Source organism: Thauera sp. (assembly GCF_035444905.1).
In the GTDB taxonomy this organism is placed as follows: Bacteria; Pseudomonadota; Gammaproteobacteria; order Burkholderiales; family Rhodocyclaceae; genus Thauera.
Genome location: NZ_DAOMPS010000004.1, coordinates 14,031 through 38,857, shown reverse-complemented (window position 1 = coordinate 38,857; position 24,827 = coordinate 14,031). Strand labels below are relative to the sequence as shown.

The window sequence follows — 24,827 nt, the reverse complement described above, 5'->3', positions numbered from 1 at the left end:
CATGCTCTTGGAACTCGCTCTCTGGCTCGGCCAGGACATTCGTGGCTTCAACGTCTTCGGCTACATCACGCTGCGCACGGTGCTGGCCGCGCTTACCGCGCTCGCCATCTCGCTGATCGCCGGCCCGGCGGTCATCCGCTGGCTGGCGGCAAAGAAGATCGGCCAGGCGGTGCGCGACGACGGCCCGCGCTCGCACCTCACCAAGGCCGGCACACCGACCATGGGCGGCGCGCTGATCCTGATCTCGATCGGCGTCACCATCCTGCTGTGGGGCGACCTCGGTAACGACTACATGTGGGTCACGCTGCTGGTCACGCTGGGCTTCGGCGCCGTGGGCTGGGTCGATGACTGGCGCAAGGTCGTGCATCGCGACCCCAAGGGCCTGGCCAGCCGCTGGAAGTACCTGTGGACCTCGGCGATCGCGCTGGCCGCGGCGATCTATCTCGGCCTCACCGCAAGCACCCCGGCCGAGACCGAACTTATCGTGCCCTTCTTCAAGGCCATCGCCTATCCGCTGGGCATCTTCGGCTTCATCGCGCTGACCTACTTCGTCATCAACGGCACCAGCCACGCCGTCAACCTCACCGATGGCCTCGATGGCCTGGCGATCATGCCGACGGTGATGGTCGCCGCGGCGCTTGCCATCTTCGCCTATGTCGCCGGCCACGTCGGCTTCTCCAACTACCTCGGCGTGCCCTACATCGCCGGCGCCGGCGAGCTGGCGGTGTTCTGCGGCGCGATCTGCGGCGCCGGCCTCGGCTTCCTGTGGTTCAACGCCTACCCGGCCGAGGTCTTCATGGGCGACGTCGGCGCGCTCGCGCTGGGGGCGGCGCTCGGCACCATCGCCGTCATCGTGCGCCAGGAGATCGTGCTCTTCATCATGGGCGGCCTGTTCGTCGCCGAGACCCTGTCGGTGATGCTGCAGGTGCTCTACTTCAAGGCCACCGGCGGCAAGCGCATCTTCCGCATGGCGCCGCTGCACCACCACTTCGAACTCGGCGGCTGGAAGGAAACCCAGGTCGTCGTGCGCTTCTGGATCATCACCATCATGCTGGTGCTGTTCGGCCTGTCCACCCTCAAACTCAGATGAGCGCGCTCACCGGAAAACTCGTGCTGGTCATCGGCCTGGGCGAATCCGGCCTCGCCATGGCGCGCTGGTGCGCATTGCGTGGCGCGCGCCTGCGCGTCGCCGACAGCCGGCCGAGCCCGCCCGGGCTGGACGCGCTGCGCGCCGACGCACCGCTGGCCGAGATCGTCACCGGCGACTATGGCGCGGGCGTGCTCGACGGCGTCGACCTGGTGGCGCTGAGCCCGGGCATCGACCCCCGGGTCGGGGTGGCGGCCGAGGCGCATCGCCGCGCGCTGCCGATCACCGGCGAGATGAGCCTGCTCGCGCAGGCCCTCGACGAGCTTGGTGTGCGTGCGCAGTCGCGCATCCTCGCCATCACCGGCACCAATGGCAAGACCACCACCACCGCGCTCACCGCCGCGCTCGCGCGCGCGGCCGGCATCGACGCGGTGGCTGCCGGCAACATCAGCCCGGCAGCGCTCGACGTGCTGATGCAGCGTCTCGAACTGGGCGCCGCCCTGCCGGCGTGCTGGGTGCTCGAGCTCTCGAGCTTCCAGATCGAGACCATGCGCGCGCTCGACCCCGAGGCCGCGACCGTGCTCAACGTCACCGACGACCACCTCGACCGCTATGCCGACCTTGGGGAGTACGCCGCCACCAAGGCGGCGATCTTCCAGGGGCAGGGCGTGCAGGTGCTCAACCGCGACGATGCGCGGGTGGCGGCCATGGCGCTGCCCGGCCGGCGCGTGATCCGCTTCGGCACTTCCGCACCCGCGAGCGCCGACGACTACGGCATCGCCGAGCGCGAGGGCCAGGCCTGGCTGGTGCGCGGCGAGCAGCGCCTGATCGCGCTCACCGACCTGCCGCTTGCAGGGCGCCACAACGCCGCCAATGCGCTCGCCGCCTTCGCCTTGTGCGAGGGCGGTCTGGGCATTGCCCCGCAGCGCCTGATCGCAGGCCTGATTGCCTTTCGCGGCCTGCCGCATCGCGTCGAGCTGGTCGCCGAGCGTGCCGACGGCGTGCGCTATTACGACGACTCCAAGGGCACCAACGTCGGCGCCACTGCCGCCGCGCTCGACGGCATGGACTGCCCGGTGGTGCTGATCGCCGGCGGCGACGGCAAGGGTCAGGATTTCTCGCCGCTGGCCGCGGTGCTGACGCGCAAGGCGCGCGCGGTGCTGCTCATCGGTCGCGATGCGCGCCGCATCGAGCACGCCGTGGCCAGCTGCGGCGTGCCCCTCGAACATGCCGCCGATCTCGACACCGCCGTGCTGCGGGCCAATGCGCTCGCCCAGGCCGGCGACGCCGTGCTGCTTTCGCCGGCCTGCGCCAGCCTCGACATGTTCCGCAACTACGCCCACCGCGCCGAGGTCTTCGTCGCCGCGGTGCGCCGCCTGCCCGGGGTGACGCCGCGATGAAGCTCGCCAGCGCCGTGCGCGGCTTCCTCCACGCTGCCGAGCGCAAGGCCGACCCGGCCCAGCGCAGCGTCCAGCGCCTCGCCCAGGGTGGCACGCCGGCGCGCGAGCTCGATCTGCTGCTGATCTGGTCGGCGGTCGCGTTGCTGCTGCTCGGTCTGGTGATGGTCTATTCGGCCTCGATCGCGATCGCCGAAGGCAGCCGCTTCACCGGCTACAAGTCGCATTACTTCCTGATGCGGCACGCAGTCTTCCTGGCCATCGGCCTCGGCCTCGGCGTGGTCTCCTTCCAGCTGTCGATGGCGCGCTGGCAGCAACTCGCCCCCGCGCTCTTCGTCGCCGGCGTGGTGCTGCTGGTGGTGGTGCTGATCCCCGGTGTCGGCCGCGAGGTCAACGGCGCCCAGCGCTGGCTCTCGCTCGGGCCGGTGAACCTGCAGCCTTCCGAGCTGATGAAGATCTTCGCCGCGCTCTACGCCGCCGACTACACCGTGCGCAAGCTCGACGTCATGGGCAGCTTCATCAAGGGCTTCCTGCCGATGATGGCGGTGATCCTGTTTGTCGGCTTCCTGCTGCTGCGCGAGCCCGACTTCGGCGCCTTCGTCGTCATCACCACCATCGCCTTCGGCGTGCTCTTCCTGGGCGGCGTCAATGTGCGCGTGTTCGCCCTGCTCGCCGTGGTGGCGGTGATCGGCTTCATCATCCTGATCTGGACCTCGCCCTACCGGCGCGACCGCATCTTCGGCTTCATGGATCCGTGGCAGGACGCCTTCGGCAAGGGCTACCAGCTGTCGCACTCGCTGATCGCCTTCGGTCGCGGCGAATGGTTCGGCGTCGGCCTCGGCGGCAGCGTCGAGAAGCTCTTCTACCTGCCCGAGGCTCACACCGACTTCCTGCTCGCCGTCATCGCCGAAGAGCTCGGTTTCGTCGGCGTGCTCACCGTGGTCGTGCTGTTCGCCATCGTCGTGCAGCGCGCCTTCCTCATCGGCCGCGAGGCGATCAAGCTCGAGCGCTACTTCTCGGGCCTGGTCGCACAAGGTATCGGGCTGTGGATCGGCGTGCAGTCCTTCATCAACATGGGCGTCAACATGGGCCTCTTGCCCACCAAGGGCCTGACCCTGCCGCTGATGAGTTTTGGTGGCTCGGGCATCGTTGCCAACTGCATCGCGATCGGCATCCTGCTGCGGATCGACTGGGAGGTGCGTCAGCTCAAGCGGGGGGCGACGCCATGAAGACGCTGATGGTGATGGCGGGTGGCACCGGCGGCCACATCTTCCCCGGCATCGCGGTGGCCGAAGAACTGCGCGCCCAGGGCTGGCGCATCGTCTGGATGGGCAACCCCGAGGGCATGGAGGCGCGCATCGTGCCGCAGCGCGGCTACGACACCGCCTGGGTGCGCTTCGGCGCGCTGCGCGGCAAGGGCCTGGTGCGCAAGTTGCTGCTGCCGGTGAATCTGTTGTCGGGCTTCTGGCAGGCGCTGCGCGCGCTGCGCCGCGCGAAGCCCGACGTGGTGCTGGGCATGGGCGGCTACATCACCTTTCCCGGCGGCATGATGGTGGCGCTGCTCGGTCGCCCGCTCGTGCTGCACGAGCAGAACTCGGTCGCAGGGCTGGCCAACCGCGTGCTGGCCCGGGTGGCCGACCGCGTCCTCAGCGGCTTCCCCGACGTGCTGCCGAAGGCGCAGTGGCTGGGCAATCCGGTGCGCGCCGACATCGCCGCGGTGGCGCCGCCCGCCGAGCGCTATGCTGGGCGCAGCGGCCCGCTGCGCCTGCTGGTGGTGGGCGGCAGCCTGGGCGCCGCGGCGCTCAACCAGGTCCTGCCGCAGGCCTTGCTGCGCCTGCCGGCGGAACAGCGCCCGCAGGTGCTACACCAGGCCGGCGACAAGCAGCTCGATGCCCTGCGCGCGGCCTATGCCGAGGTCCAGATCGAGGGCGAGCTGCGGCCCTTCATCGAGGACATGGCGGCGGCCTACGCCGAGGCCGATCTCGTCGTCTGCCGCGCCGGCGCGCTCACCGTCGCCGAACTCGCGGCGGTCGGCGTCGCCAGCCTGCTGGTGCCGTTCCCGCACGCGGTCGATGACCATCAGACCGGCAACGCGCGCTTTCTCGCCGAACGCGGGGCGGCCTACCTGCTGCCCCAGAACGAACTCACGCCCGAGCGCCTGGCGGGCATCGTGTCCAGCCTCGACCGCGAGCGCCTGTTGCAGATGGCCGAACATGCGCGTGCGCTGGCCCGGCCCCAGGCGGCGGCCGCGGTGGCACGGGTGTGCGCCGAACTCGCCGGAGGAGCTCCCGCATGAAACACAAGGTCAGAAACATCCATTTCGTGGGCATCGGCGGTTCGGGCATGAGCGGCATCGCCGAGGTGCTGGTCAATCAGGGCTTTCGCGTCAGCGGCTCCGACCTCGGTGACAACGCCGCCACCCGCCGGCTGCAGAAGAGGGGAGCACGCGTGGTGCGCGGCCATGACGCTGCCAACGTGGCCGGGGCCGACGTGGTCGTGGTGTCGACCGCGGTCAAGGCCGACAACCCCGAGGTGGTGGCCGCGCGCGAGCGCCGGGTGCCTGTCGTGCCGCGTGCCCAGATGCTCGCCGAGCTGATGCGCTTCAAGCACGGCATCGCGATTGCCGGCACCCACGGCAAGACCACCACCACCTCGCTGGTGGCGAGCATCCTCGCCGAAGGCGGCATCGACCCCACCTTCGTCATCGGCGGCCGTCTCAACGCCGCGGGCGCCAATGCCCGCCTGGGCAGTGGCGACTACCTGGTGGCCGAGGCCGACGAGTCCGACGCCTCCTTCCTGCTGCTCAATCCGGTGATCTCGGTCGTCACCAACATCGACGCCGATCACATGGAGACCTACGGGCACGACTTCAGTCGCGTCAAGCAGGCCTTCGTGGACTTCCTCCAGCGCCTGCCCTTCTACGGCGTGGCGGTGCTGTGCGAGGACGATCCCAACGTGCGCGAGATCGCACCCAGGGTGTCGAAGCAGATCGTGCGCTACGGCCTCTCCGAGGCCGCCAACATCCGCGCCGAAAACGTCCGGGCCGACGGCAGTCGCATGCTGTTCGACTGCGTGCGGGTCAATGGCACGACCACCCGGCTGGCCATCGAGCTCAACCTGCCCGGCATGCACAACGTGCTCAACGCGCTGGCGGCGATCGCGGTGGCGACCGAGGTGCAGGTGCCCGACGCCGCCATCGTCAAGGCGCTGGCCGAGTTCAACGGCGTCGGCCGGCGCTTCCAGCGCTACGGCGAGGTGGCCTTGCTCGACCAGGACGGCGACGAGGCCGGCAGCTTCACGTTGATCGACGACTATGGCCATCACCCGGTGGAGATGGCCGCCACCATTGCCGCGGCCCGTGGCGCCTTTCCCGACCGCCGCCTGGTGCTCGCCTTCCAGCCGCACCGCTACACGCGCACGCGCGACTGCTTCGAGGACTTCGTCAAGGTGCTGTCCACGGTGGACGCCCTGTTGCTGGCCGAGGTCTACGCCGCCGGCGAGACGCCGATCGTCGCCGCCGACGGGCGTTCGCTGGCGCGTGCGCTGCGGGTTGCGGGCAAGGTCGAGCCGGTGTTCGTGGAGAACATCGCCGACATGCCGGGAATGATTGTTTCTGCCGCGCGCGATGGCGACGTGGTGATCACCATGGGAGCGGGCAGCATCGGCACCGTGCCGGGCAAGCTCGCCCGCATCGAGGAAGTATTGTGAATACCGGTTTTGGCAAGGTTGCGGTGCTGTTCGGTGGCTCGTCCGCCGAGCGCGAGGTGTCCCTGATGTCGGGCGGCGCGGTGCTGGCCGCGCTGCAGGCCGCCGGGGTGGATGCGCACGCCTTCGACCCCGCCGAGCGCGACCTGCACATCCTCAAGGAAGAAGGCTTCGACCGCGTCTTCATCGCGCTGCACGGTCGCGGTGGCGAGGACGGCACCGTTCAGGGCGCGCTCGAGCTGATGGCCATCCCCTATACCGGCAGCGGCGTCATGGCCTCTGCCCTGTCGATGGACAAGTGGCGCACCAAGATGGTGTGGCTGGCCTGCGGCCTGCCCACGCCGCGCTACGCCATCCTCGACGCCGACACCGACTGGGATGCGGTGGTGGCCGAACTCGGCCTGCCGATCTTCGTCAAGCCGGTGCACGAGGGCTCGAGCATGGGCGCGACCAAGGTGACCGCCGCCGACCAGTTGCGCCCCGCCTGGGAACTGGCCGCGCGCTACGACAGCCTCGTCATCGCCGAGGAGTTCATCGACGGCGACGAGCTTACCGCCCCCTTCCTCGAGGATCAGGCACTGCCGCTGGTGCGCATCGTCGCCCCCGAGGGCAACTACGACTACCAGCACAAGTACTTCACCGACGACACCCGCTACGACTGCCCCTGCGGCCTGCCGCCCGCGCAGGAGGCCGCGCTGCAGGCGCTGGTGATGAAGAGCGCGCGCGTGCTCGGCTGCCGTGGCTGGGGCCGGGCCGACCTGATCCTCACCGCCGATGGCCGGCCCTATCTGCTCGAGATGAATACCGCGCCCGGCATGACCGGCCATTCGCTGGTGCCGATGTCGGCGCGCGTCGCCGGCATGGACTTCACCCGCCTGTGCCTGAAGATCCTGGAGGGGGCCCGCCTTGGCTGAAGTGCGTGCCCGCCCCGCCTCGATCCGCTCCGCCCGCCAGGCGGCGGCGGGTGGGCGCGCGCGCGCAGCGGTCGAGCATGGCCTGTGGCATCGTCCGGCGCTGCTCAACCTGATCTCCGATCTGCTCACGCTGGCGGCGGCGGTAGCCCTGGGCTGGGCGCTGGTGATCTGGTTCCTGTCGCGGCCGCTGTTTCCGCTGCGCGAGCTGGTCGTGGTCACGCCCCCCAGCCAGGTGACCGAGGCCCAGCTCCAATACGCCGCGCGGCTCGCGGTGCAGGGCAACTTCTTCATGGTCGATCTGGACAGTGTGCGCGCCACCTTCGAGAAACTGCCCTGGGTGCGCAAGGCCGACGTGCGCCGGCGCTGGCCCGATGCGCTCGAGCTGCGCATCGAGGAGCACGAGGCGGTGGCCTACTGGACGGTGTCCGAGAGCGGCGACGCGCGGCTCGTCAATCGCCAGGGCGAGGTCTTCATCGCCGCGAGCAATGCGGACATGCCCCAGTTCGACGGCCCGCAGGGCTCGGCCGCCCGGCTGCTGGCACGCTACGCCGAGTTCTCCAGCCTGCTGCAGCCGCTCGGTCTGCGCCTGGTGGGCCTGGCCCTGTCCGCGCGCGAGGCCTGGCAGCTGCAGCTCGACAACGGCATGACGGTCGTGCTCGGCCGCGAACAGGAAAAATCCCCGCTCGCCGAGCGCCTGAAGCGTTTCATCGCGGTATGGCCCGGCGTGCATCAGGAAATCGACATCGACATCAAGATCGCGGATCTGCGCTATCCGGGCGGGTTCGCGCTGACGCCGGCGGACGCCTCGGTGCTGCTGCAGCCCGCGTCGACCACCGGCAGGAAAGGCAAGCAATGAGCAAGGAATACAAGGAACTGATCGTCGGCCTGGACATCGGCACCGCCAAGGTCACCTGCATGGTGGCCGAGGTCAAGCCCGATGGCCGCCTCAACGTCGTCGGCCTCGGCACCCAGGCCACCAACGGGCTCAAGCGCGGCGTTGTGGTCAACATCGAGGCCACCGTCGACGCGATCTCGCGCGTGGTGCAGGAAGTCGAGCTGATGGCCGACTGCAAGATCCACGAGGTCTACACCGGCATCGCCGGCAGCCACATCAAGAGCTTCAACTCCAGCGGCACGGTCGCGATCAAGGAAAAGGAAGTGTCGCCGATGGACGTCGACCGCGTGATCGAGGTCGCCCGCGCGATGCCGATCCCGGCCGAGCAGCAGATCCTGCACATCCTCACCCAGGAATTCATCATCGACGGCCAGGGCGGCGTGCGCGAGCCGATCGGCATGAGCGGCGTGCGCCTCGAGGTCAAGGTGCACATCGTCACCGGCGCGGTTTCGGCGGCGCAGAACGTCATCAAGTGCGTGCGCCGCTGCGGGCTGGAGGTCATGGACCTGAGCCTGCAGCCGCTCGCCTCCAGCCACGCCGTGCTCACCGAGGACGAGAAGGAGCTCGGCGTGTGCATGGTCGACATCGGCGGTGGTACCACCGACATCGCGGTGTTCACCCAGGGTGCCATCCGCCACACTGCGGTGATCCCGGTGGCGGGCGACCAGATCACCAACGATATCGCCATGGCCTTGCGCACGCCCACCACCGAGGCCGAGGAAATCAAGATCCGTCACGGCGTGGCCATGCACCAGCTCGCCGATGCCGACGAGATGATCGAGGTGCCTGGCGTCGGCGACCGTCCGCCGCGCAAGCTGTCGCGCCAGGCGCTGGCCGATGTCATCGAGCCGCGCGTGTCCGAGCTGTTCGAGCTGGTGCAGGCCGAGCTGCGCCGCAGCGGCTACGAGGAGTTGCTGTCCTCGGGCATCGTGCTCACCGGCGGCTCGGCCGTGATGCGCGGCATGGCCGAGCTGGCCGAGGAAGTGTTCCACATGCCGGCACGCGTCGGCGCGCCGCAGTACGACGGCGGCCTCGCCGACGTCGTCTGCCAGCCGCGCTACGCCACCGCGATGGGGCTGGTGATGGAAGGTGCCGCGCAGCGCCGACGCGGGCTGCAGGCGCGCGACACGCGCAGCGTGAAGCAGCTTTTCGGGCGCATGAAGTCGTGGTTCGAACGTAACTTCTGACCGGACCATGGGGGTCCGGTCGTTTTGGATGAAGGCCGGCTGACAAGCGCGTATTTAGTAGTAGACTGCGCGTCTGATACTAGATGCAGGTTAGGCGGCATTCGGGGCTAGCAGGGCTGTCAAATCAGGAGGCGAGGCAAATGTTTGAAATCGTTGAAAAGGAATCGAGCGGGACGATGATCAAGGTGATCGGTGTCGGCGGTGCCGGTGGCAACGCGGTCGACCACATGATTCGCGAGGGCGTGAAGGGGGTGGATTTCATTTCCGCCAACACGGACGCCCAGGCGCTCAAGCGCTGCCTGGCTTCGACCAAGGTGCAGCTTGGCAACACCGGCCTCGGCGCCGGCTCCAAGCCCGAAGCGGGCCGTGCCGCTGCGCAGGAGACGCGCGACGACATCGCCGCGGCGCTCGAAGGCGCACACATGGTCTTCATCACCGGCGGCATGGGCGGTGGTACCGGCACCGGCGCGGCCCCCGTCGTCGCCGAGATCGCCAAGGAGATGGGGATCCTGACCGTCGCCGTGGTGACCAAGCCCTTCGACTTCGAGAACCGCATCCGCGTCGCCGAAAGCGGTGTGGAAGAGCTCACCCGCCATGTCGATTCGCTGATCGTCGTGCTCAACGACAAGCTGCTCGACGTCTATGGCGACGACGCCGGCTTCGAGGAATGCTTCCGCTCCGCCGACAACGTGCTGCGCTCGGCCGTTGGAGGCATTGCCGAGATCATCAACGTGCCCGGCCTGGTCAACGTCGATTTCCAGGATGTGCGCACCGCGATGGCCGAGATGGGCCGCGCGATGATGGGCTCGGCCGAAGCCGCCGGCCTCGACCGCGCCCGCATCGCTGCCGAGCAGGCCGCCGTGTCGCCGCTGCTCGAAGGCACGGAGCTGTCGGGCGCGCGCTGCGTGCTGATCAACATCACCGCCAGCAAGTCGCTCAAGATGTCCGAAGTGCGCGACGCGGTGAAGACCGTGCAGGCCTTTGCCGCACCGGAAGCCTTCGTCAAGTACGGCACCGTGTTCGACGACGCCATGGAAGACCGCATCCGCATCACGGTCGTGGCCACCGGCCTCGGCGCCCCGCGTGCCGCGCGCCAGCCGGTCATGCAGGTGGTACAGGGTACCGGCACCTACGGCCCGTCGATGAGCAGCGGTGCGGTGGATATGACCAACCTCGACGTCCCCGCCGTCATGCGCAGCGGCCGTCGCACCACGGTCGAGGCGATGAGCACGAGCGGTGTCGGCACCTACGACATCCCCGCCTTCCTGCGTCGCCAGGCCGACTGAGCCTGACCCGGGCGGCGCCCCGCCGCCCACCGACGCTGCCATGCAGCGTCCTGCCCCTGCCCGGACGAATGCCTCCCGTCCGCGCAGGGGCTTTGTATTTGCGGCTGTGCCCGCCTCAGGCCGGCTTCAGGTCCTGCGCGCCTTGCCGTACCAGCGGAAACGCTCGATGACTTCGGCCATCTCGGCCTCGGACAGCAGCACCGGCGGGCCGATCTGCAGGGTGCGCCAGTATTGCTCGCACAAGGTCTCGAATTCGATCGCCAATGCCAATGCATGGCCAAGGTCGCGGCCGAAGACGACCATGCCGTGGTTGGCGAGCAGACAGGCGTTGCGCGCCTGCAGCGCGGCGACGGTGGCATCCGACAAGGCCTGGGTGCCGAAGGTGGCGTAGCGCGCGCAACGCACGCTGATGCCGCCGAAGCGCGCGATCATGTAGTGGAAGGGCGGGATCTCGAGGCGCTGGCAGGCGAGCGCAGTGGCAAAGGGCGCGTGCGCATGCAGCACCGCGCCGGCGGCCGCAAAGGCGGCGTAGATGTCGCGATGGAGCTGCCACTCCGACGAGGGCGCGAGCGGGCCGGCATGGCGGCCGTCCCCATCGACCACGGCCATGTCCTCGGGCCGGCAGCGTTCGGCCGGCACCCCGCTGGGCGAGATCAGCATCTTCCCTTCCGGCAGGCGCACGCTGGCATTGCCCGCGGTGCCTACGTTGAGGCCTGCCTCATCCATCGCGCGCAGGATGTCGAGCAGGGTGCTGCGCAGCACGCGCTCCTCGTCCGCGGGCTGGCCGCACACCGCACCCGCGGGCTCGCCATGCTCCACCGTCTCGCGCATGTCCACGCCACCGTCCGCGCTCATCGCCCGCCCTCCGGATACAGCCTTGCCAGCGCATCGGCCGCCACCACGCCGCGCTCGGTGATGATGCCGCGGATCAGCGCGGCGGGGGTGACGTCGAAGGCCGGGTTGGCGACGCGGGTGTCGGCGGGCGCCAGCCGCAGCGCTGCGAGCTCGGCCGGGTCGCTGCCATCGGCCATGCCGCGCAGGCGGCAGACCTCGTCGGCGCCGCGGTCCTCGATGGGAATGGCGCCGCCGTCGGCGCAGGCGAAATCCAGCGTCGAATGCGGCGCGGCAATGTAGAAGGGCACGCCGGCGGCCTGCGCGGCGAGCGCCTTCAGGTAGGTGCCGACCTTGTTGGCGGTGTCGCCGTTGGCAGCGATGCGGTCGGCGCCGGTGATCACCAGGTCGACCTCGCCGCGCATCAGCAGCAGGCCGGCAGCGTTGTCGGCGATCAGCACATGGGGCACGCCGGCGGCGCGCAGCTCCCAGGCGGTGAGCAGGCCCTGATTGCGCGGGCGCGTCTCGCTGACGAAGACCTCGACCGCCAGGCCCGCCGCCTGCGCCGCGTAGATCGGCGCCAGCGCCGTGCCGGCGCCGCAGGTGGCCAGCCAGCCGGCGTTGCAGTGGGTCATCACGCGCAGCGGCCCGCTGCGGCGCGCAGCCAGCGCGCGCAGGATGTCGAGCCCGTGGCGGCCGATCGCCTCGCAGGTCTCGGCGTCGTCGTGGCGGATCGACTCGGCCTCGGCCCACGCTGCCTCGACGCGGCGCGCCGGCGCCAGCGGCCGCAGCGCGGCGGCCATGCGTTCCAGCGCCCAGTGCAGGTTGACCGCGGTCGGGCGGGTCGCACCGAGCAGCTCGATCGCCGCCTGCAGCGTGGCGTCGTCGGCGCCCTGGCGCGCCAGCGCAAGCGCGACCCCAAATGCCGCGGTGGCGCCGATCAGCGGCGCGCCGCGCACCTGCATGTGGCGGATCGCGCCGGCGACCTCGTCCACGCTGGTCAGCGCGACGCGCTCGCTGCGAAACGGCAGCAGGGTCTGGTCCAGGATCAGCAGGCGGTCGCCATCGCGGCACAGGGTGGGAATCGGTTGTTCGAACATCGTCATGGCTGGAGGGGTCCGGGTCGGAAAGAGAAGGGAGGTGGGCTCAGCGGCAGGGCGGGACGCGCACGCCGCCCAGATCGCGTCGGGGCCGGGCCCTCATAGCGCGGCGAGCCGGTCGCAGGCCGCCGCCAGCGTGGCCTCGTTCTTGGCAAAGCAGAAGCGGATCACGCGCTCGTCGCGGCCGTCGGCGAAAAAGGCCGACACCGGGATCGCCGCCACGCCGACGTTGCGCGTCAGGTGCTCGCAGAAGGCGGCGTCGCCCATGTCGCAGATGCGCGCATAGCGTGCGAGCTGGAAATAGGTGCCATGCGAAGGCAGCAGCTCGAAGCGCGAGCCGGCCAGCGCCGTGCGGAAGAAGTCGCGCTTGGCCTGGTAGAAGGCGGCCAGCCCGGTGTGGCGCGCGGCGTCGGCCATGTAGTCGGCGAGTGCGAGCTGTACCGGCGTGTTCACGGTGAATACGTTGAACTGATGCACCTTGCGGAACTCGGCCATCAGCTCGCGCGGGGCCAGCACGTAGCCCACCTTCCAGCCGGTGATGTGGTAGGTCTTGCCGAAGCTCGACACCACGAAGCTGCGCGCGGCCAGATCGGGGTGGGCGGCGCAGCTCGCGTGCGCTGCGCCGTCGAACACGATGTGCTCATACACCTCGTCGGCCACCACCACGATGCCGGTGCCGCGCGTCAGCGCCGCCAGGCGCTCGAGGTCGGCCGGCGTCCACACTGTGGCGGTGGGGTTGTGCGGCGTGTTGATCATGATCATGCGCGTGCGCGGCGTGATCGTGGCGGCCACCGCGTCCCAGTCGGGGCGGTAGTCGGGGGCGGTCAGTTGCAGCCGCAGCGGCTTGCCACCCGCGAGTTCGATGGCCGGCACATAGGAGTCGTACACCGGCTCGAACACGATCACTTCGTCGCCCGGCCGCACGCAGGCGGTCACTGCAGTAAACAGCGCCTGGGTCGCGCCCGCGGTCACCGTGATCTCGGTCTCGACGTCGTAGCACGTGCCGTACAGGGCTTCGACCTTGGCCGCAATCGCCGCGCGCAGCGGCAGGCAGCCGGCCATCGGCGCGTACTGGTTGTGGCCGGCGCGCATCCAGTGCGCGACCCGCTCGAACAGCACGTCCTCGGCATTGAAGTCGGGAAAGCCCTGGGACAGGTTGATCGCACCACAAGTCTGGGCCAGGCGCGACATCACGGTGAAGATCGTGGTGCCCACGCCCGGCAGGCGCGAGTCGAGGGTGGCAGGAAAGGTCGGCATGGCGGCGGGTGGTGGCGTGGCAGGGGAGGGGCGTGCTGGCGACGCCGCCATTGTCGCAAACCCGCGCCCCTCATGGGCAGTGGCGGCAGGGCCGCATGCTAGAATCGGCGCAGTTTCCACTGCCTGCGGCGCCTGTCGGGCGCGGCCTCCATCGTGCGCAACCTGCTCATCCTCATCCTGCTTTTCATCGCCGCCTGGTGGTTGCGTGGCGCGCTGCGGCGGTTCAAGGACAAGGGCGGCTTCGCCGGCCGTGCAGCCGGGCGCAAGCCGGCTGCGCCCGAGCGCATGCTCGAGTGTTCGCACTGCGGCCTCATCGTCCCCGAATCCGAAGGCGTGCGCAGCGGCGAGGCCTTCTACTGCTGCGATGCCCACCGCCACGCCGGCCCGCGTGGCGACTGAGCATGCGGCGGTGGCGCCGGTCGATGTCGACCGTGCGCGCCGCGTCTCGCTGCGCTATCTCAACCTCTTTCGCCTCGTCATCGCCGGCCTGTTCCTCGTTGCCGGGCGCGAGCTCGGCCTGGGCGGCGAGCGCCCGGTGGTCTATCAGGTCGTCGCCTTCGCCTATCTCGCGGCCGTGCTCGCCCTCGGCTTCCCCGATGCCCTGAGGCGGCTGGGGGTCGAGCGCGCGATCGCCATCCAGGGGGTCGTCGATGTGCTCGCGCTGTCGATGATCATGTGGGTCAGCGGCGGTTACCGCAGCGGCATGCCGGCGCTGATGATGGTCGTGCTGGCCGGCGCCGGCCTCGTCGCCGAAGGCCGCATGGTGCTGTTCTTCGCCGCCATCGCCACCATCGCGGTGCTGATCGAGAACGCCTGGCGCCATGCCGTTGGCGGCCAGTCGGTGGACTTCCTGCAGGTGGGCATCTTCTGTGCAGGCTTCTTCGGCATTGCGCTCGTCGCGCGCCTGCTCGCGCTGCGTGCCAAGGCCAACGCCACGCTCGCCGCCGAGCGTGGCGCCGCGCTGGCCAAGCAGCAGGCGGTGAGCGAGCACATCATCCGCGACATGCAGGATGGCGTCCTCGTGGTCGACGCGGGCGGCCGCATCCTGCACGCCAATCCGCAGGCGATGCGCCTGCTCGGCATGGCCCACACCCGCGCTGAAGCGCTCGAGGGGCTCGTGCTGGCCGATCTGGACGATGCCTTTCGCAGCTTCGTGCAACAGGACGCCCCGGTCGAGGGCCGGCTGTTGCGCGTCGGTGCAGCCGGGCGGCTGCTGCGCTGTCGCGCGGTGCTGGGCGAACCGGGCAGCGCCGCCGCGGGCGACACCTTGCTCTACCTCACCGATTTCGACGACATCCAGCGCCAGCTGCAGCAGATCAAGCTCGCCGCCCTCGGCCGTCTCACCGCCAGCATGGCGCACGAGATCCGCAATCCCCTGTCGGCCGTCACCCAGGCTGCCGAACTGCTGCGTGACGAAAAGCGCGGGGAGATGCAGGCAAGGCTGGTGCGCATCATCAATGACAACGCGCTGCGCATCGAGCGCATGATCCGCGACGTGCTCGCGCTCGGCCGCCGCGAGCAGGCCATGCCCGAGGCGCTGCCGCTGGCCGCCTTCGTGCGCGAGGTCATCGACGCGCGCGTGTTCCGCGATCCGGACGAAGCCGCACTCTATGCCATCGATATCGACCCCGCGCTCACGCTCGCCATCGATCGCGCCCACCTGCACCAGATCCTCGACAACCTGCTCGCCAACGCCTGCCGCTACTGTTCGCGCCAGCCGGGCTCGGTTCGCCTGCACGTCGAGCCGCTGGCGGGAGAGCGCATCGCGTTGCATGTCACCGACGATGGCCCCGGCTTCGACGAGCGCACCCGCGCGCACATGTTCGAGCCCTTCTTCACCACCCACCCCAAGGGCACCGGGCTGGGCCTCTACATCGCCCGCGAGCTGGCCGAAGCCAACGACGCCACCCTCGAGCTCGCCGCCACCGCCGCCACGGGCGCCGACCTGGTGCTGACCGGACCGACCACGCCATGACCCTCGTCGACCGCCGCAACCGCCCACAGTCCATCGATGTGCTCGTCGTCGACGACGAGGAGGACATCCGCGAACTGCTCGAACTGTCCCTGATGCGCATGGGCCTGGCCTGCGACACCGCCGGCTCGGTGGCCGAGGCGCGCGCGCAGCTTGCCGCCCGCCGTTACCGGCTGTGCCTCACCGACATGCGCCTGCCAGACGGCGATGGCCTCGAGCTGGTGGAGCACATCCAGGCCTGCCAGCCCGGCCTGCCGGTCGCGGTCATCACCGCCTTCGGCAGCATCGAGACCGCCATCCGCGCGCTCAAGCTCGGCGCCTTCGACTTCGTCACCAAGCCGGTCGAACTCAAGGCCCTGCGCGAGCTCGTCACCCACGCCCTCAAGCTGCGCAGCGGCGAGCCGGCCGCTGCCGCGCCCGAGCGTGCCCTGGTCGGCCATTCCCCGGCCTTCCTGCACCTGCGCAGCCAGGCCGAGAAGCTCGCCCGCAACCAGGCGCCGGTCTTCATCCATGGTGAATCGGGCACCGGCAAGGAGGTCATCGCCCGCTTCATCCACAGCCTGGGCGCGCGCGCGGGCGGTCCCTTCGTGCCGGTCAACTGCGGCGCGATCTCGCCCGAGCTGATGGAGAGCGAGTTCTTCGGCCACCGCAAGGGCAGCTTCACCGGCGCCGCGAGCGACAAGGAAGGCCTGTTCCAGGCTGCCAGCGGCGGCACGCTGTTCCTCGACGAGATCGGCGAGCTGCCGCTCGCGATGCAGGTCAAGCTGCTGCGCGCGATCCAGGAGCGTGCGGTGCGCCCGGTCGGCGCCCATGCCGAGGAGCCGGTGGATGTGCGCCTGCTGTCGGCTTCGCACCAGGACCTTGGCCGTCTCGTCGCCGAAGGGCGCTTCCGTCAGGATCTCTTCTTCCGCATCAACGTCATCACGCTGCGCGTGCCGCCGCTGCGCGAGCGCCGCGAGGACGTCCCCGAGCTGGCCCGACACATCCTCGCCCGCCTCGCCGCGCGCGAGGGCGGCGCCCCCCACCGGCTGTCGGCCGAGGCGATGCGCGCGCTGCAGGGCTACGCCTTTCCTGGCAACGTGCGCGAGCTCGAGAACCTGCTCGAGCGCGCCTGCGCGCTGTGCGAGGGCGAGGAGATCGGCGCCGCCGACATCGAGCTCAACCCCGATCCCTGCGCCGCAGGCTGGCTCACGGACTCGGGCTTCGGCTTGGGCGCCACTGCGCTGGCAGACGAGCCTTTGACCGAGCCCGGCGCCGACACGGCTGCGGACGTGGCCGTCGACGAGGTCGAGCGCCTGCGCATCCTGCACGCGCTCGAGCAGACGCGCTGGAACCGGAGCGCCGCGGCGCGCAAGCTCGGCATGACGCTGCGCCAGTTGCGCTACCGGCTGCAGAAGTGGGGCATGGAGTAGGGCGGGCGTGGGGCATGGAGTGCCGCGCCTCGCGCGGCGGAGCTTCCATTTGGCATGATCGGTATCGAAATATAGAATCGCCCCATGACTCCGACCATCCTTCATCACGGCGCCCGCAACGGCGTCACCGGCTCCTGCCACCAGCTCTTCATCGAGGACGACAACAGCCTGCTCATCGACTGCGGGCTGTTCCAGGGCGCCGAGACCGCGCCCGATGGCAAGGCCGGCGCCAATCAGCTCGACATCGACTTCCCGGTCAAGGGCATCGGTGCGCTGGTGCTCACCCATGTGCACATCGACCACTGCGGCCGCCTGCCCTGGCTGCTGGCGGCGGGCTTCAAGGGGCCGATCTTCTGCAGCGAGCCCTCGGCGCGGCTGCTGCCCACGGTGCTCGCCGATGCCTTCGAGGTCGGCGTCAGTCGCAACAGGGATCTCGTCGAGCGTTACCTCAAGCTCATCGAGCCGCGCATCCGTGCCTTGCCCTACCGCCAGTGGCACACGCTCTACCGCAGTCCCGACGCCACCTGCCGCATCCGCCTGCAGCGTGCCGGTCACATCCTCGGCTCGTCCTACGTCGAGTGCGAGCTCTCCGGTGCGGCCTGGCCACAGCGCAAGCGGGTGCTGTTCTCGGGCGATCTCGGCGCGCCGCACGCGCCCCTGCTGCCGGCGCCGCAGTCGCCCTGGCAGGCCGATGTCGTCGTGCTCGAGACCACCTACGGCGACCGCAATCACGAAGATCGCCGCGCCCGCCGCGAGCGCCTGCAGGCGGTGGTCGAGCATGCGCTGCGCGACGGCGGCACGGTGATCATCCCCGCCTTCAGCATCGGTCGCACGCAGGAGCTATTGTACGAATTCGAGGACATCCTGCACCGGCAGCGCCAGCGGCCCGGCAAGCTCGCCGAGCAGTGGTCGCAACTTCGGATCTATCTGGATTCGCCGCTCGCCCAGCGTTTCACCGAGCTCTACCGCGAACTGCAGCCGTATTGGGATGCCGAGGCCAAGGCGCGGGTGCGCGCCGGCCGCCGGCCGCTGTCGTACGAGCAACTGGTCGCCATCGACAGCCACGCCCTGCACGAGGCCAATGTGCGTCGTCTCGCGCGCAGCCGCGAGCCGGCGATCGTCATCGCCGCCAGCGGAATGTGCGCCGGGGGCAGGGTGGTCAACTACCTCAAGGCCATGCTCGGCGATCCGCGCCACGACGTCGTCTTCGTCGGCTACCAGGCGCGCGGCACGCCCGGCAACGCGATCCAGACCTACGGCCCGCGCGGCGGCTATGTCGAGCTCGACGGCGAGCGCATCGCCATCCGCGCCGGCATCCACACCTTGTCTGGCTACTCGGCGCATGCCGACCGCGACGACCTCACCCGCTTCGTCACCCGCATGCGCCACCTGCCCGCCGAGGTGCGCCTGGTGCATGGCGAGGACAGCGTGCGTCAGGCTTTCGCCACCCATCTCACCACGGTCACGGGTGGCAAGGTGAAGGTCATCCCTTGAGTGGGGTGCGCCGCCTTACTGCTGCAGCCGGCGCATGTACTCGCGGGTGAACATGCGCTCGGGCAGCTCGCGCACGTTCATGTTCTCGTAGGTCAGCACCGACACCTCGCCCTTTTTCAGCGCGTCCTCCATCACCAGGCGGGTGGGGCGCAGCTGGCCGGCCATCTGGCGGAAGTCCTCGTACAGCGCGGTCTTCAGCAGGCGACCCGAGAGGGCGTAGAACTCCGCCTTCAGCGGGCGAATGTCGGACTCGCCGACCCAGTACTTCACCCGTGCGTAGGTCACGCCGCGGTCCACCGCCGCCAGTTCCAGCACCACCGCCGACGCGTCGCCCACCGTGTCACGGCCCGCCACCGTGGGCGTGTAGTCGCCGGCAAAATTGGCGCGCGCCAGGTCGCCGTTGGCGACCTGGCCGGTCAGCCGCTGTGCGAGCGACAGGCGCACCGGCTGCGACACGCTGGGCATGAACACCCACAGGTCGCGACCGCGCATCAGCAGGGCCTGGCCGCGCTCGGTGGCCGGCTCCAGGGTCAGCACGATGGTGTTCTCGTTGCCGCGCGACAGCACGCGGAACTTGCGCGCCTCGCCCTCGACGCCGTCGCTGAAATTGCGCACCGTGATCTCGGTCTGAAAGCTCTCGCGCGGGAAGCGGATCGCGTCGGCCGCCGTCACCAGGCGCACGGCCTCGGCGTCGGTTGCCGCGGGTTCGTCGGCGGCGCGCCCGAAGGCCGGCAACAGCAGGCCACCGGCGAGGGTGGCGATGAAGTGGCGACGGGATCGTAAACTGTGCGTCATGAGTGCTATCCTCTCGGCGTTTTCGTCAATTTTCGGTCGTCCAGATGCCCGTCGTCCAGGTCGAACACGTGAGCAAGAGTTTCCGTCTGGGCGAGCAGATCGTCCAGGCGCTCGATGACGTTTCCTTGTCCATCGAGCCCGGTGTCTTCCTTGCCATCGCCGGCCCCTCCGGCAGCGGCAAGTCTACCCTGCTCAACATCATCGGCTGCATCGACACCCCAAGCGCGGGGCAGGTCGTCATCGACGGGCATGATGTGTCCAATCGCACCCCGGACGAACTGGCCGACCTGCGTGCCCGTACCATCGGCTTCATTTTCCAGACCTTTAACCTGCTGCCCGTGCTGTCGGCGGAAGAAAACGTCGAATACCCGCTGCTGCAGATGCCCGAGCTGTCGAAGAAGGACCGCGCCGAGCGCGTCGCGCACTACCTCGGCATGGTGGGGCTGAAGAAGTATGCCGACCATCGGCCCAACCAACTGTCGGGCGGTCAGCGTCAGCGCGTGGCGATCGCGCGTGCCCTCGCCACCCACTCCAAGATCGTGCTCGCCGACGAGCCCACCGCCAACCTCGACAGCAAGACGGGCTCGAGCATTCTCAAGCTGATGCGCGACATCAACCGTCACTCCGGCACCACCTTCGTCTTCTCCACCCACGACCGCAAGGTCATGAACATGGCAGACCGACTCGTCCGCATCGCCGACGGCCAGATTACGGCGCTGGGCATGAAGGCCGACGGGCGCTGGGTTTTCGTGCAGGACCGTCGGCCGCGCGACGAAGAAGACTCCGAAATCTAGAAAGGTCAGCCATGCCCGTACCGAACAAGCTTGCCCTGAACGCGCTCGCGTGCGCCCTCCTGGGTGTGCTCACCGTGTCCGCCACCGCAGTCGCGACCGCCGCGGATGAACTCGAGTTGGCCGCGGATACCATGGAGGACGATGCAGCGCTCGATGCCGAGCTCGATGCGCTACTCGATGTCGGTGCCCCGGCAGGCGCGGCGGCGGCGGCCGGCAGCGGCATCAAGTGGAGCGGCTACGCCGAGTTTGCCTCCGCCTACACCCTGCCCGAGCCCGACCGCTGGTCGCACCTGCGCGCCCGCGCCGAACTCACCGGCAGTGGCCAGCTTGCGCCGCGCGCGCGCTGGAAGCTCACCGCGCGGGGCGACGTCGATGGCGCCTTCGATCTCGAGGATCAGTATTACCCGGCGGCCGTGCGCCGCGACCAGCGCCGCGACTTCATGCTGCGCGAGGCCTATGTCGACATCGGTCACGGTGAGTGGGAATTCCGCTTCGGGCGGCAGCACATCATCTGGGGCGAGATGGTCGGCTTCTTCTTTGCCGACGTGGTCTCCGCCCGCGACCTGCGCGACTTCCTGCTGCCCGAATTCGAAAGCATGCGGATCGGTCAGTGGGCCGCGCGTGCCGAATATTTCGGCACCGACACCCACTTCGAGCTGCTGTGGATTCCCAAGCCCAGCTTCGACGAGATCGGCAAGCCCGGCGGCGACTTCTACGCCTTTCCATGGCTGCCGGCCGGCACCCTGGTCACCGAGCACGAGCCGTCGGACAGCGTGAGCAACGGCAACTATGGTGCGCGCATCTCCCATCTCGTCGATGGCTGGGACCTGTCGGCCTTCTACTATCGCAGCTACGACATCTCGCCCACCGTGTACGAAGTCACCCCGGGTGCGGCCTCGCTGCGTCACGAGCGGCTGCACCAGCTCGGCGGTACCTTCAGCAAGGATCTCGGCAGCTTCGTGCTCAAGGGCGAAGCGGTTCATACCCGCGGACGCGGCGTCAATACGTTCACGTCGGTGCCGGGGGGCGTGCTCGTGGGGCTGGAGAAGACCGCCATGGTCGATTACGCCGTCGGTGTCGACGTCCCGGCTGGCAGCGACTGGCGTTTCAATGCGCAGCTCTATGGCCGCTGGCTGGACGAACATCGTCCGCACATGATCAGCGACCGCAGCGAAACCGGCGTCACCTTCCAGGCTGTGCACACGGTCGGCAGTGAGATCGAGATGGAGTTCCTCGCGGTGTCCAGTCTCAATCGCTCCGACTACATGCTGCGGCCCAAGATCACCTGGACGTTCGCCCCCGCCTGGCGCGCCGTCACCGGCGTCGATGTCTTTGGTGGCAGCGGGGATGGGCTATTCAGCGCCTACGACCGCAGCGACCGCGCCTACGTCGAATTGCGCCACTGGTTCTGATCGCAGCGCCTCAGGCGGCTTCGAAGCCCTTCAACACCGCCTGCAGTTCGGTCTCCGATGGCAGCAGGCGCTGCACGCGCTGCGGCCGCCGTGCCGCCACGTTCTCGTGGTACGCCAGCGAGCACTCGAACTCCTGTTGCGACAGGTGCAGCAACACGGCCGCTGCGCCCACGCGCGGGCAGATCCGCTCCGGTCCCGCCATGCGGTAGCCAAAGATGCGCTGATAGAAGCGCGCATGGCGCGGGTGGACCTCGATAAAGATGTCGGTCATGCGCTGGGTCAGCCTTGCCAGCACATAGAGCGCCTGCAGCAGTCCTGCCAGCGCATCGTGCGATCCGAGGTCGGGATCGATCGCCAAGCGTGTAATTTCGCACACTCGGCCGCCGATATTTCTGACGGCGTCGATCTCCTTGCGGTACAACGTATCGGCCAGCAGCCCGGCGCCGTGATCCATGCGCAGCGTCAGGGTCGCCACCGCGTGATGCTCACGCAGGGCGACCACGGTGATGTCACGACGGTCCAGCTCGGCGTGCATGCCGTAGGGAAACAGGCCGCGCGCCGAGTACATGCGCTCGATGAGCTTGGCCGTCTGCTTCTTCAGAACGTCGCAGCCATTGGCGATGCGGATCTGGAAGCCGTTGCGCTCGAACGACAGGTTCGGCGCGAGGTGAGGGTCATGAGGTAGCGAAACGGGCTGCCCCGCCCTGCTGGTCAACGGTGAGGCGGGAGCAAAGCGCACGGCCTTGCCCGCCTTGGACGCGTATGCGGCGTCCAGCGCGGAGAGTGGTGGTTGCATAGGAGTGGCCGGGTTCTCGTTTGATTTTCGGGGACAGCTTCGCTCCAACGCCTCGCTCGCCCATTCCCGCGAGAGCGTCTTCCTGTTGCAGCAAATGTTCCGGAATCTACCGCCGCTTATCAGTTCGCAGTGTAAGCGATTGTGTGCATTTGTTCCTGCGCTGCGGTGCGACCATCCGCGTAGCATCGCAAAGGAAACATTGGCGTCGTATCATTGCCGGTCTTGAGATAACACAGGGGGCGTGTCATGGTCAGCAGTATTCGGGGCGCGTGGGTGGCGCTGGGTCGTTTTCTGATGCTGGCGCTGGTCGTCGGCGGCTTGGCCGGTTGTGCGTCGAAGTTTCCGCCCGCCCCGGCGTCCGCTGCGGACGCGGATTACAACTACGTGCTCGGTCCGGGCGACTCGGTCAATATCAGCGTCTGGCGCAACCCGGAGCTGTCCACCACCGTACCGATTCGTCCTGATGGCAAGCTCACCGCACCGCTGGTCGAGGACCTGCCCGCGATGGGCAAGGACTCCACCACCCTGGCGCGCGACATCGAGCAGCATCTTGCCAAGTACATTCGCGACCCGGTCGTCACGGTCATCGTCGGTGGATTTGTCGGCCCCTACAGCGAGCAGATCCGCGTCATCGGCGAGGCCGCCAATCCGCAGGCGCTTCCCTACAAGCAGAAGATGACCCTGCTCGACGTGATGATCGCGGTCGGTGGGCTGACTGACTTCGCCGACGGCAACGGGGCATCGATCCTGCGCACGGCCGAAGGCAACAAGCAATACAGCGTCCGCATTCGCGACCTCGTCAAGCGCGGCGACGTCTCGGCCAACGTCGAGATGCGCCCGGGCGACGTGCTCATCATCCCGCAGAGCTGGTTCTGATTTTTCATCCCGACGCCGCGCCGGCCGTCCTTCGGGGGCGTTGGCGCGGCGCGCAGCACGGCACGGACTCATGGAAGAACTCGTAACACAAGTCATCGGCTACCTGCGCGGCATGTGGCGCTTTCGCTGGTGGGGCATGGCGCTGGCCTGGATCGTGGGCGTGGTCGGTGGCGTGGTCATCTACACGATGCCCGACACCTATCAGTCGAGCGCGCGCATCCATGTCGACACGCAATCGATCCTGCGACCGCTCATGTCGGGCCTGGCCGTGCAACCCAATGTCGGCCAGCAGATCGACATGCTGAGCCGGACCCTGATCAGTCGGCCCAACGTCGAGAAGCTGATCACGATGGCCGACCTCGATCTCACTGCGCAGAACCCGGTGCAGCGCGAGGCCCTCATCGCCTCGGTGACCAATCGCCTGCGCATCCAGTCCGGCCGGGGCGACAATCTGTTTACGCTCTCCTTCAGCGATACGCAGCCCGAGCGCGCCCAGCGCGTGGTGCAGTCCATGCTGTCGCTGTTCGTCGAATCGGGTCTTGGCGGCAAGCGCCAGGACACCGATACCGCGCGTCGCTTCATCGAAGAGCAGATTCGCAGCTACGAGCAAAAGCTCACCGAGGCCGAGAATCGCCTGAAGGATTTCCGCCTGCGCAACATGGCGCTGATCGGAGCCGGTACGCGTGACTACATCAGCCAGATCGCGGATGTCACCGAGCAATTGCGCCAGGCCCAGCTTGAACTGCGCGAGGCGGAAAATTCGCGCGACGCCATGCGCCAGCAGCTGTCGAGCAACCCCTCGGACGACGAGCTCGCCCCGCCGCCGATGCTCGCCACGCCCGAGCTCGACGCGCGCATCGACGCCCTCAAGCGCAGCCTCGACGATCTGCTTCAGCGCTACACCGAACTCCACCCCGATGTAATCGGCGCCCGCCGCGTCATCGAGGACCTGGAGAAGCAGAAGCAGGAGCAACTGGCGCAGATGCGAGAGAACCCGTCCATGGGTCAGTTTGGCGGCTATGGCATGGGCTCGGGCATCGAGCAGACCAAGCTCGCGCTCGCCCAGGGCGAGGCGCGGGTGGCCTCCCTGCGTGCCCGCGTCGGCGAGTTTGAGAGCCGGCTGCTGCGCCTGCAGGAGGATGCCCAGCGCATTCCCGAGCTCGAAACCGAAATGGCCCAGCTCAACCGCGACTACAGCGTCCACAAGAGCAACTACGATGCGCTGGTTTCGCGTCGCGAGTCCGCCAACATCGCCGCCGAGATGAGCTCGCAGTCCGGTATCGCCGACTTCCGCGTCATCGATCCGCCCTCGCTGCCCAACAAGCCGTCGGCGCCGAACCGCCTGCTGTTGCTGCCGCTCGCCGCGCTCGTAGGCCTGGGTGCGGGCTTCGCGCTGACCTTCCTGATCAGTCAGCTACGCCCTGCCTTCAGTGACCCGCGTCAGTTGCGCGAGATCAGCGGCCTGCCCGTCCTCGGCACGGTCTCCATGCTGCCGACGCCCGAACGCCGGCGCAAACGCCGCAACGGCCTGATCGCCTTCGGTACCGGACTCGCGGCCTATGCCGGCGTGTTCGCGATGGCCACGGTCGCACTCCAGATCCTGCAGGGCTGAACGGA

The 24,827-nt window shown here is 68.8% G+C and carries 22 protein-coding genes; 17 read left to right on the top strand and 5 right to left on the bottom strand.

The features are described 5' to 3' along the window. The first annotated feature begins 1 nt into the window (after position 1). From mraY to ftsZ, 9 genes are all read left to right on the top strand, one after another. Entirely contained in the window at positions 2 to 1,090 is a 1,089-nt protein-coding gene (mraY, locus tag PLC66_RS02910) for a phospho-N-acetylmuramoyl-pentapeptide-transferase (protein WP_324537744.1), read from the top strand. After that, entirely contained in the window at positions 1,087 to 2,487 is a 1,401-nt protein-coding gene (gene murD, locus PLC66_RS02905) for a UDP-N-acetylmuramoyl-L-alanine--D-glutamate ligase (RefSeq protein WP_324537743.1), read from the top strand. Before mraY ends, murD begins: the two co-directional genes overlap by 4 nt. Continuing rightward, complete coding sequence (gene ftsW / locus PLC66_RS02900; protein ID WP_324537741.1) at positions 2,484 to 3,713, top strand: putative lipid II flippase FtsW; 1,230 nt, start codon at positions 2,484 to 2,486, stop codon at positions 3,711 to 3,713. The genes murD and ftsW overlap by 4 nt, the downstream gene beginning before the upstream one ends. Next, a complete protein-coding gene (murG, locus tag PLC66_RS02895) occupies positions 3,710 to 4,780 on the top strand; it encodes an undecaprenyldiphospho-muramoylpentapeptide beta-N-acetylglucosaminyltransferase (protein WP_324537739.1) in 1,071 nt (356 codons plus the stop codon). The genes ftsW and murG overlap by 4 nt, the downstream gene beginning before the upstream one ends. Beyond that, positions 4,777 to 6,192, top strand: coding sequence for a UDP-N-acetylmuramate--L-alanine ligase (gene murC, locus PLC66_RS02890; RefSeq protein WP_324537737.1), 1,416 nt, complete (start codon positions 4,777 to 4,779; stop codon positions 6,190 to 6,192). Before murG ends, murC begins: the two co-directional genes overlap by 4 nt. Next, the gene (locus PLC66_RS02885; protein ID WP_324537735.1) at positions 6,189 to 7,103 is read left to right on the top strand and encodes a D-alanine--D-alanine ligase; all 915 of its coding nucleotides are present in this window, start codon (positions 6,189 to 6,191) and stop codon (positions 7,101 to 7,103) included. Before murC ends, PLC66_RS02885 begins: the two co-directional genes overlap by 4 nt. Beyond that, positions 7,096 to 7,959, top strand: a complete 864-nt coding sequence (locus tag PLC66_RS02880) for a cell division protein FtsQ/DivIB (RefSeq protein WP_324537732.1) — start codon at positions 7,096 to 7,098, stop codon at positions 7,957 to 7,959. The genes PLC66_RS02885 and PLC66_RS02880 overlap by 8 nt, the downstream gene beginning before the upstream one ends. Further along, entirely contained in the window at positions 7,956 to 9,185 is a 1,230-nt protein-coding gene (ftsA, locus tag PLC66_RS02875) for a cell division protein FtsA (RefSeq protein ID WP_324537730.1), read from the top strand. The genes PLC66_RS02880 and ftsA overlap by 4 nt, the downstream gene beginning before the upstream one ends. A gap of 140 nt (positions 9,186 to 9,325) precedes the next feature. After that, positions 9,326 to 10,471 (top strand): cell division protein FtsZ, encoded by a 1,146-nt coding sequence (gene ftsZ / locus PLC66_RS02870; protein ID WP_324537728.1) that lies wholly within the window; start codon positions 9,326 to 9,328, stop codon positions 10,469 to 10,471. Between the two features lie 126 nt (positions 10,472 to 10,597). Here the strand turns inward: ftsZ and PLC66_RS02865 are convergent, their stop codons facing one another. From PLC66_RS02865 to PLC66_RS02855, 3 genes are all read right to left on the bottom strand, one after another. Further along, positions 10,598 to 11,302, bottom strand: coding sequence for a class II aldolase/adducin family protein (locus PLC66_RS02865; protein ID WP_324537857.1), 705 nt, complete (start codon positions 11,300 to 11,302; stop codon positions 10,598 to 10,600). Positions 11,303 to 11,322: 20 nt separating this feature from the next. Beyond that, entirely contained in the window at positions 11,323 to 12,402 is a 1,080-nt protein-coding gene (gene mtnA, locus PLC66_RS02860; protein ID WP_324537856.1) for an S-methyl-5-thioribose-1-phosphate isomerase, read from the bottom strand. A gap of 99 nt (positions 12,403 to 12,501) precedes the next feature. Continuing rightward, the gene (locus tag PLC66_RS02855) at positions 12,502 to 13,659 is read right to left on the bottom strand and encodes a pyridoxal phosphate-dependent aminotransferase (protein ID WP_324537726.1); all 1,158 of its coding nucleotides are present in this window, start codon (positions 13,657 to 13,659) and stop codon (positions 12,502 to 12,504) included. Between the two features lie 153 nt (positions 13,660 to 13,812). Between PLC66_RS02855 and PLC66_RS02850 the strand changes: the two genes are divergently transcribed. The 4 genes from PLC66_RS02850 (at position 13,813) to PLC66_RS02835 (ending at position 18,537) form a co-directional block, all read left to right on the top strand. Further along, the gene (locus PLC66_RS02850; RefSeq protein ID WP_324537724.1) at positions 13,813 to 14,058 is read left to right on the top strand and encodes a PP0621 family protein; all 246 of its coding nucleotides are present in this window, start codon (positions 13,813 to 13,815) and stop codon (positions 14,056 to 14,058) included. After that, positions 14,024 to 15,634 carry a sensor histidine kinase gene (locus PLC66_RS02845; protein ID WP_503012169.1) on the top strand — a complete coding sequence of 537 codons (1,611 nt, stop codon included), beginning with the start codon at positions 14,024 to 14,026 and terminating at the stop codon, positions 15,632 to 15,634. The genes PLC66_RS02850 and PLC66_RS02845 overlap by 35 nt, the downstream gene beginning before the upstream one ends. Further along, positions 15,631 to 17,043, top strand: a complete 1,413-nt coding sequence (locus tag PLC66_RS02840; protein ID WP_324537720.1) for a sigma-54-dependent transcriptional regulator — start codon at positions 15,631 to 15,633, stop codon at positions 17,041 to 17,043. The genes PLC66_RS02845 and PLC66_RS02840 overlap by 4 nt, the downstream gene beginning before the upstream one ends. Positions 17,044 to 17,127: 84 nt before the next feature. Then, entirely contained in the window at positions 17,128 to 18,537 is a 1,410-nt protein-coding gene (locus tag PLC66_RS02835) for an MBL fold metallo-hydrolase RNA specificity domain-containing protein (RefSeq protein ID WP_324537718.1), read from the top strand. Positions 18,538 to 18,552: 15 nt separating this feature from the next. Here the strand turns inward: PLC66_RS02835 and PLC66_RS02830 are convergent, their stop codons facing one another. Beyond that, complete coding sequence (locus PLC66_RS02830; protein WP_324537717.1) at positions 18,553 to 19,332, bottom strand: outer membrane lipoprotein-sorting protein; 780 nt, start codon at positions 19,330 to 19,332, stop codon at positions 18,553 to 18,555. Positions 19,333 to 19,376: 44 nt separating this feature from the next. Between PLC66_RS02830 and PLC66_RS02825 the strand changes: the two genes are divergently transcribed. After that, positions 19,377 to 20,126 (top strand): ABC transporter ATP-binding protein, encoded by a 750-nt coding sequence (locus PLC66_RS02825; protein WP_324537716.1) that lies wholly within the window; start codon positions 19,377 to 19,379, stop codon positions 20,124 to 20,126. 11 nt (positions 20,127 to 20,137) lie between these two features. Next, entirely contained in the window at positions 20,138 to 21,538 is a 1,401-nt protein-coding gene (locus PLC66_RS02820) for a DUF1302 family protein (protein WP_324537714.1), read from the top strand. 10 nt (positions 21,539 to 21,548) lie between these two features. On the opposite strand, the gene PLC66_RS02815 is transcribed toward PLC66_RS02820, so the two are convergent. Continuing rightward, entirely contained in the window at positions 21,549 to 22,334 is a 786-nt protein-coding gene (locus tag PLC66_RS02815) for an N-acyl amino acid synthase FeeM domain-containing protein (protein WP_324537712.1), read from the bottom strand. A gap of 294 nt (positions 22,335 to 22,628) precedes the next feature. Here PLC66_RS02815 and PLC66_RS02810 point away from each other — a divergent pair, with 294 nt between their 5' ends. Both PLC66_RS02810 and PLC66_RS02805 read left to right on the top strand, forming a co-directional pair. Further along, positions 22,629 to 23,210 carry an XrtA/PEP-CTERM system exopolysaccharide export protein gene (locus PLC66_RS02810; protein ID WP_503012173.1) on the top strand — a complete coding sequence of 194 codons (582 nt, stop codon included), beginning with the start codon at positions 22,629 to 22,631 and terminating at the stop codon, positions 23,208 to 23,210. A 70-nt stretch (positions 23,211 to 23,280) separates the two neighbouring features. Then, entirely contained in the window at positions 23,281 to 24,822 is a 1,542-nt protein-coding gene (locus tag PLC66_RS02805; protein WP_324537709.1) for an XrtA system polysaccharide chain length determinant, read from the top strand. Positions 24,823 to 24,827: the final 5 nt, after the last annotated feature.

What these genes read in the sequence shown, in the direction of transcription:
- PLC66_RS02830 (WP_324537717.1), bottom strand. Translation starts at nt 19,332, where the DNA reads ATGACGCACAGTTTACGATCCCGTCGCCACTTCATCGCCACCCTCGCC.
- PLC66_RS02825 (WP_324537716.1), top strand. Translation starts at nt 19,377, where the DNA reads ATGCCCGTCGTCCAGGTCGAACACGTGAGCAAGAGTTTCCGTCTGGGC.
- mraY (WP_324537744.1), top strand. Translation starts at nt 2, where the DNA reads ATGCTCTTGGAACTCGCTCTCTGGCTCGGCCAGGACATTCGTGGCTTC.
- ftsW (WP_324537741.1), top strand. Translation starts at nt 2,484, where the DNA reads ATGAAGCTCGCCAGCGCCGTGCGCGGCTTCCTCCACGCTGCCGAGCGC.
- PLC66_RS02835 (WP_324537718.1), top strand. Translation starts at nt 17,128, where the DNA reads ATGACTCCGACCATCCTTCATCACGGCGCCCGCAACGGCGTCACCGGC.
- mtnA (WP_324537856.1), bottom strand. Translation starts at nt 12,402, where the DNA reads ATGTTCGAACAACCGATTCCCACCCTGTGCCGCGATGGCGACCGCCTG.
- PLC66_RS02815 (WP_324537712.1), bottom strand. Translation starts at nt 22,334, where the DNA reads ATGCAACCACCACTCTCCGCGCTGGACGCCGCATACGCGTCCAAGGCG.
- PLC66_RS02845 (WP_503012169.1), top strand. Translation starts at nt 14,024, where the DNA reads ATGCCCACCGCCACGCCGGCCCGCGTGGCGACTGAGCATGCGGCGGTG.
- murD (WP_324537743.1), top strand. Translation starts at nt 1,087, where the DNA reads ATGAGCGCGCTCACCGGAAAACTCGTGCTGGTCATCGGCCTGGGCGAA.
- PLC66_RS02805 (WP_324537709.1), top strand. Translation starts at nt 23,281, where the DNA reads ATGGAAGAACTCGTAACACAAGTCATCGGCTACCTGCGCGGCATGTGG.
- ftsZ (WP_324537728.1), top strand. Translation starts at nt 9,326, where the DNA reads ATGTTTGAAATCGTTGAAAAGGAATCGAGCGGGACGATGATCAAGGTG.
- murC (WP_324537737.1), top strand. Translation starts at nt 4,777, where the DNA reads ATGAAACACAAGGTCAGAAACATCCATTTCGTGGGCATCGGCGGTTCG.
- PLC66_RS02855 (WP_324537726.1), bottom strand. Translation starts at nt 13,659, where the DNA reads ATGCCGACCTTTCCTGCCACCCTCGACTCGCGCCTGCCGGGCGTGGGC.
- murG (WP_324537739.1), top strand. Translation starts at nt 3,710, where the DNA reads ATGAAGACGCTGATGGTGATGGCGGGTGGCACCGGCGGCCACATCTTC.
- PLC66_RS02810 (WP_503012173.1), top strand. Translation starts at nt 22,629, where the DNA reads ATGCTGGCGCTGGTCGTCGGCGGCTTGGCCGGTTGTGCGTCGAAGTTT.
- PLC66_RS02820 (WP_324537714.1), top strand. Translation starts at nt 20,138, where the DNA reads ATGCCCGTACCGAACAAGCTTGCCCTGAACGCGCTCGCGTGCGCCCTC.
- PLC66_RS02840 (WP_324537720.1), top strand. Translation starts at nt 15,631, where the DNA reads ATGACCCTCGTCGACCGCCGCAACCGCCCACAGTCCATCGATGTGCTC.
- PLC66_RS02865 (WP_324537857.1), bottom strand. Translation starts at nt 11,302, where the DNA reads ATGCGCGAGACGGTGGAGCATGGCGAGCCCGCGGGTGCGGTGTGCGGC.
- ftsA (WP_324537730.1), top strand. Translation starts at nt 7,956, where the DNA reads ATGAGCAAGGAATACAAGGAACTGATCGTCGGCCTGGACATCGGCACC.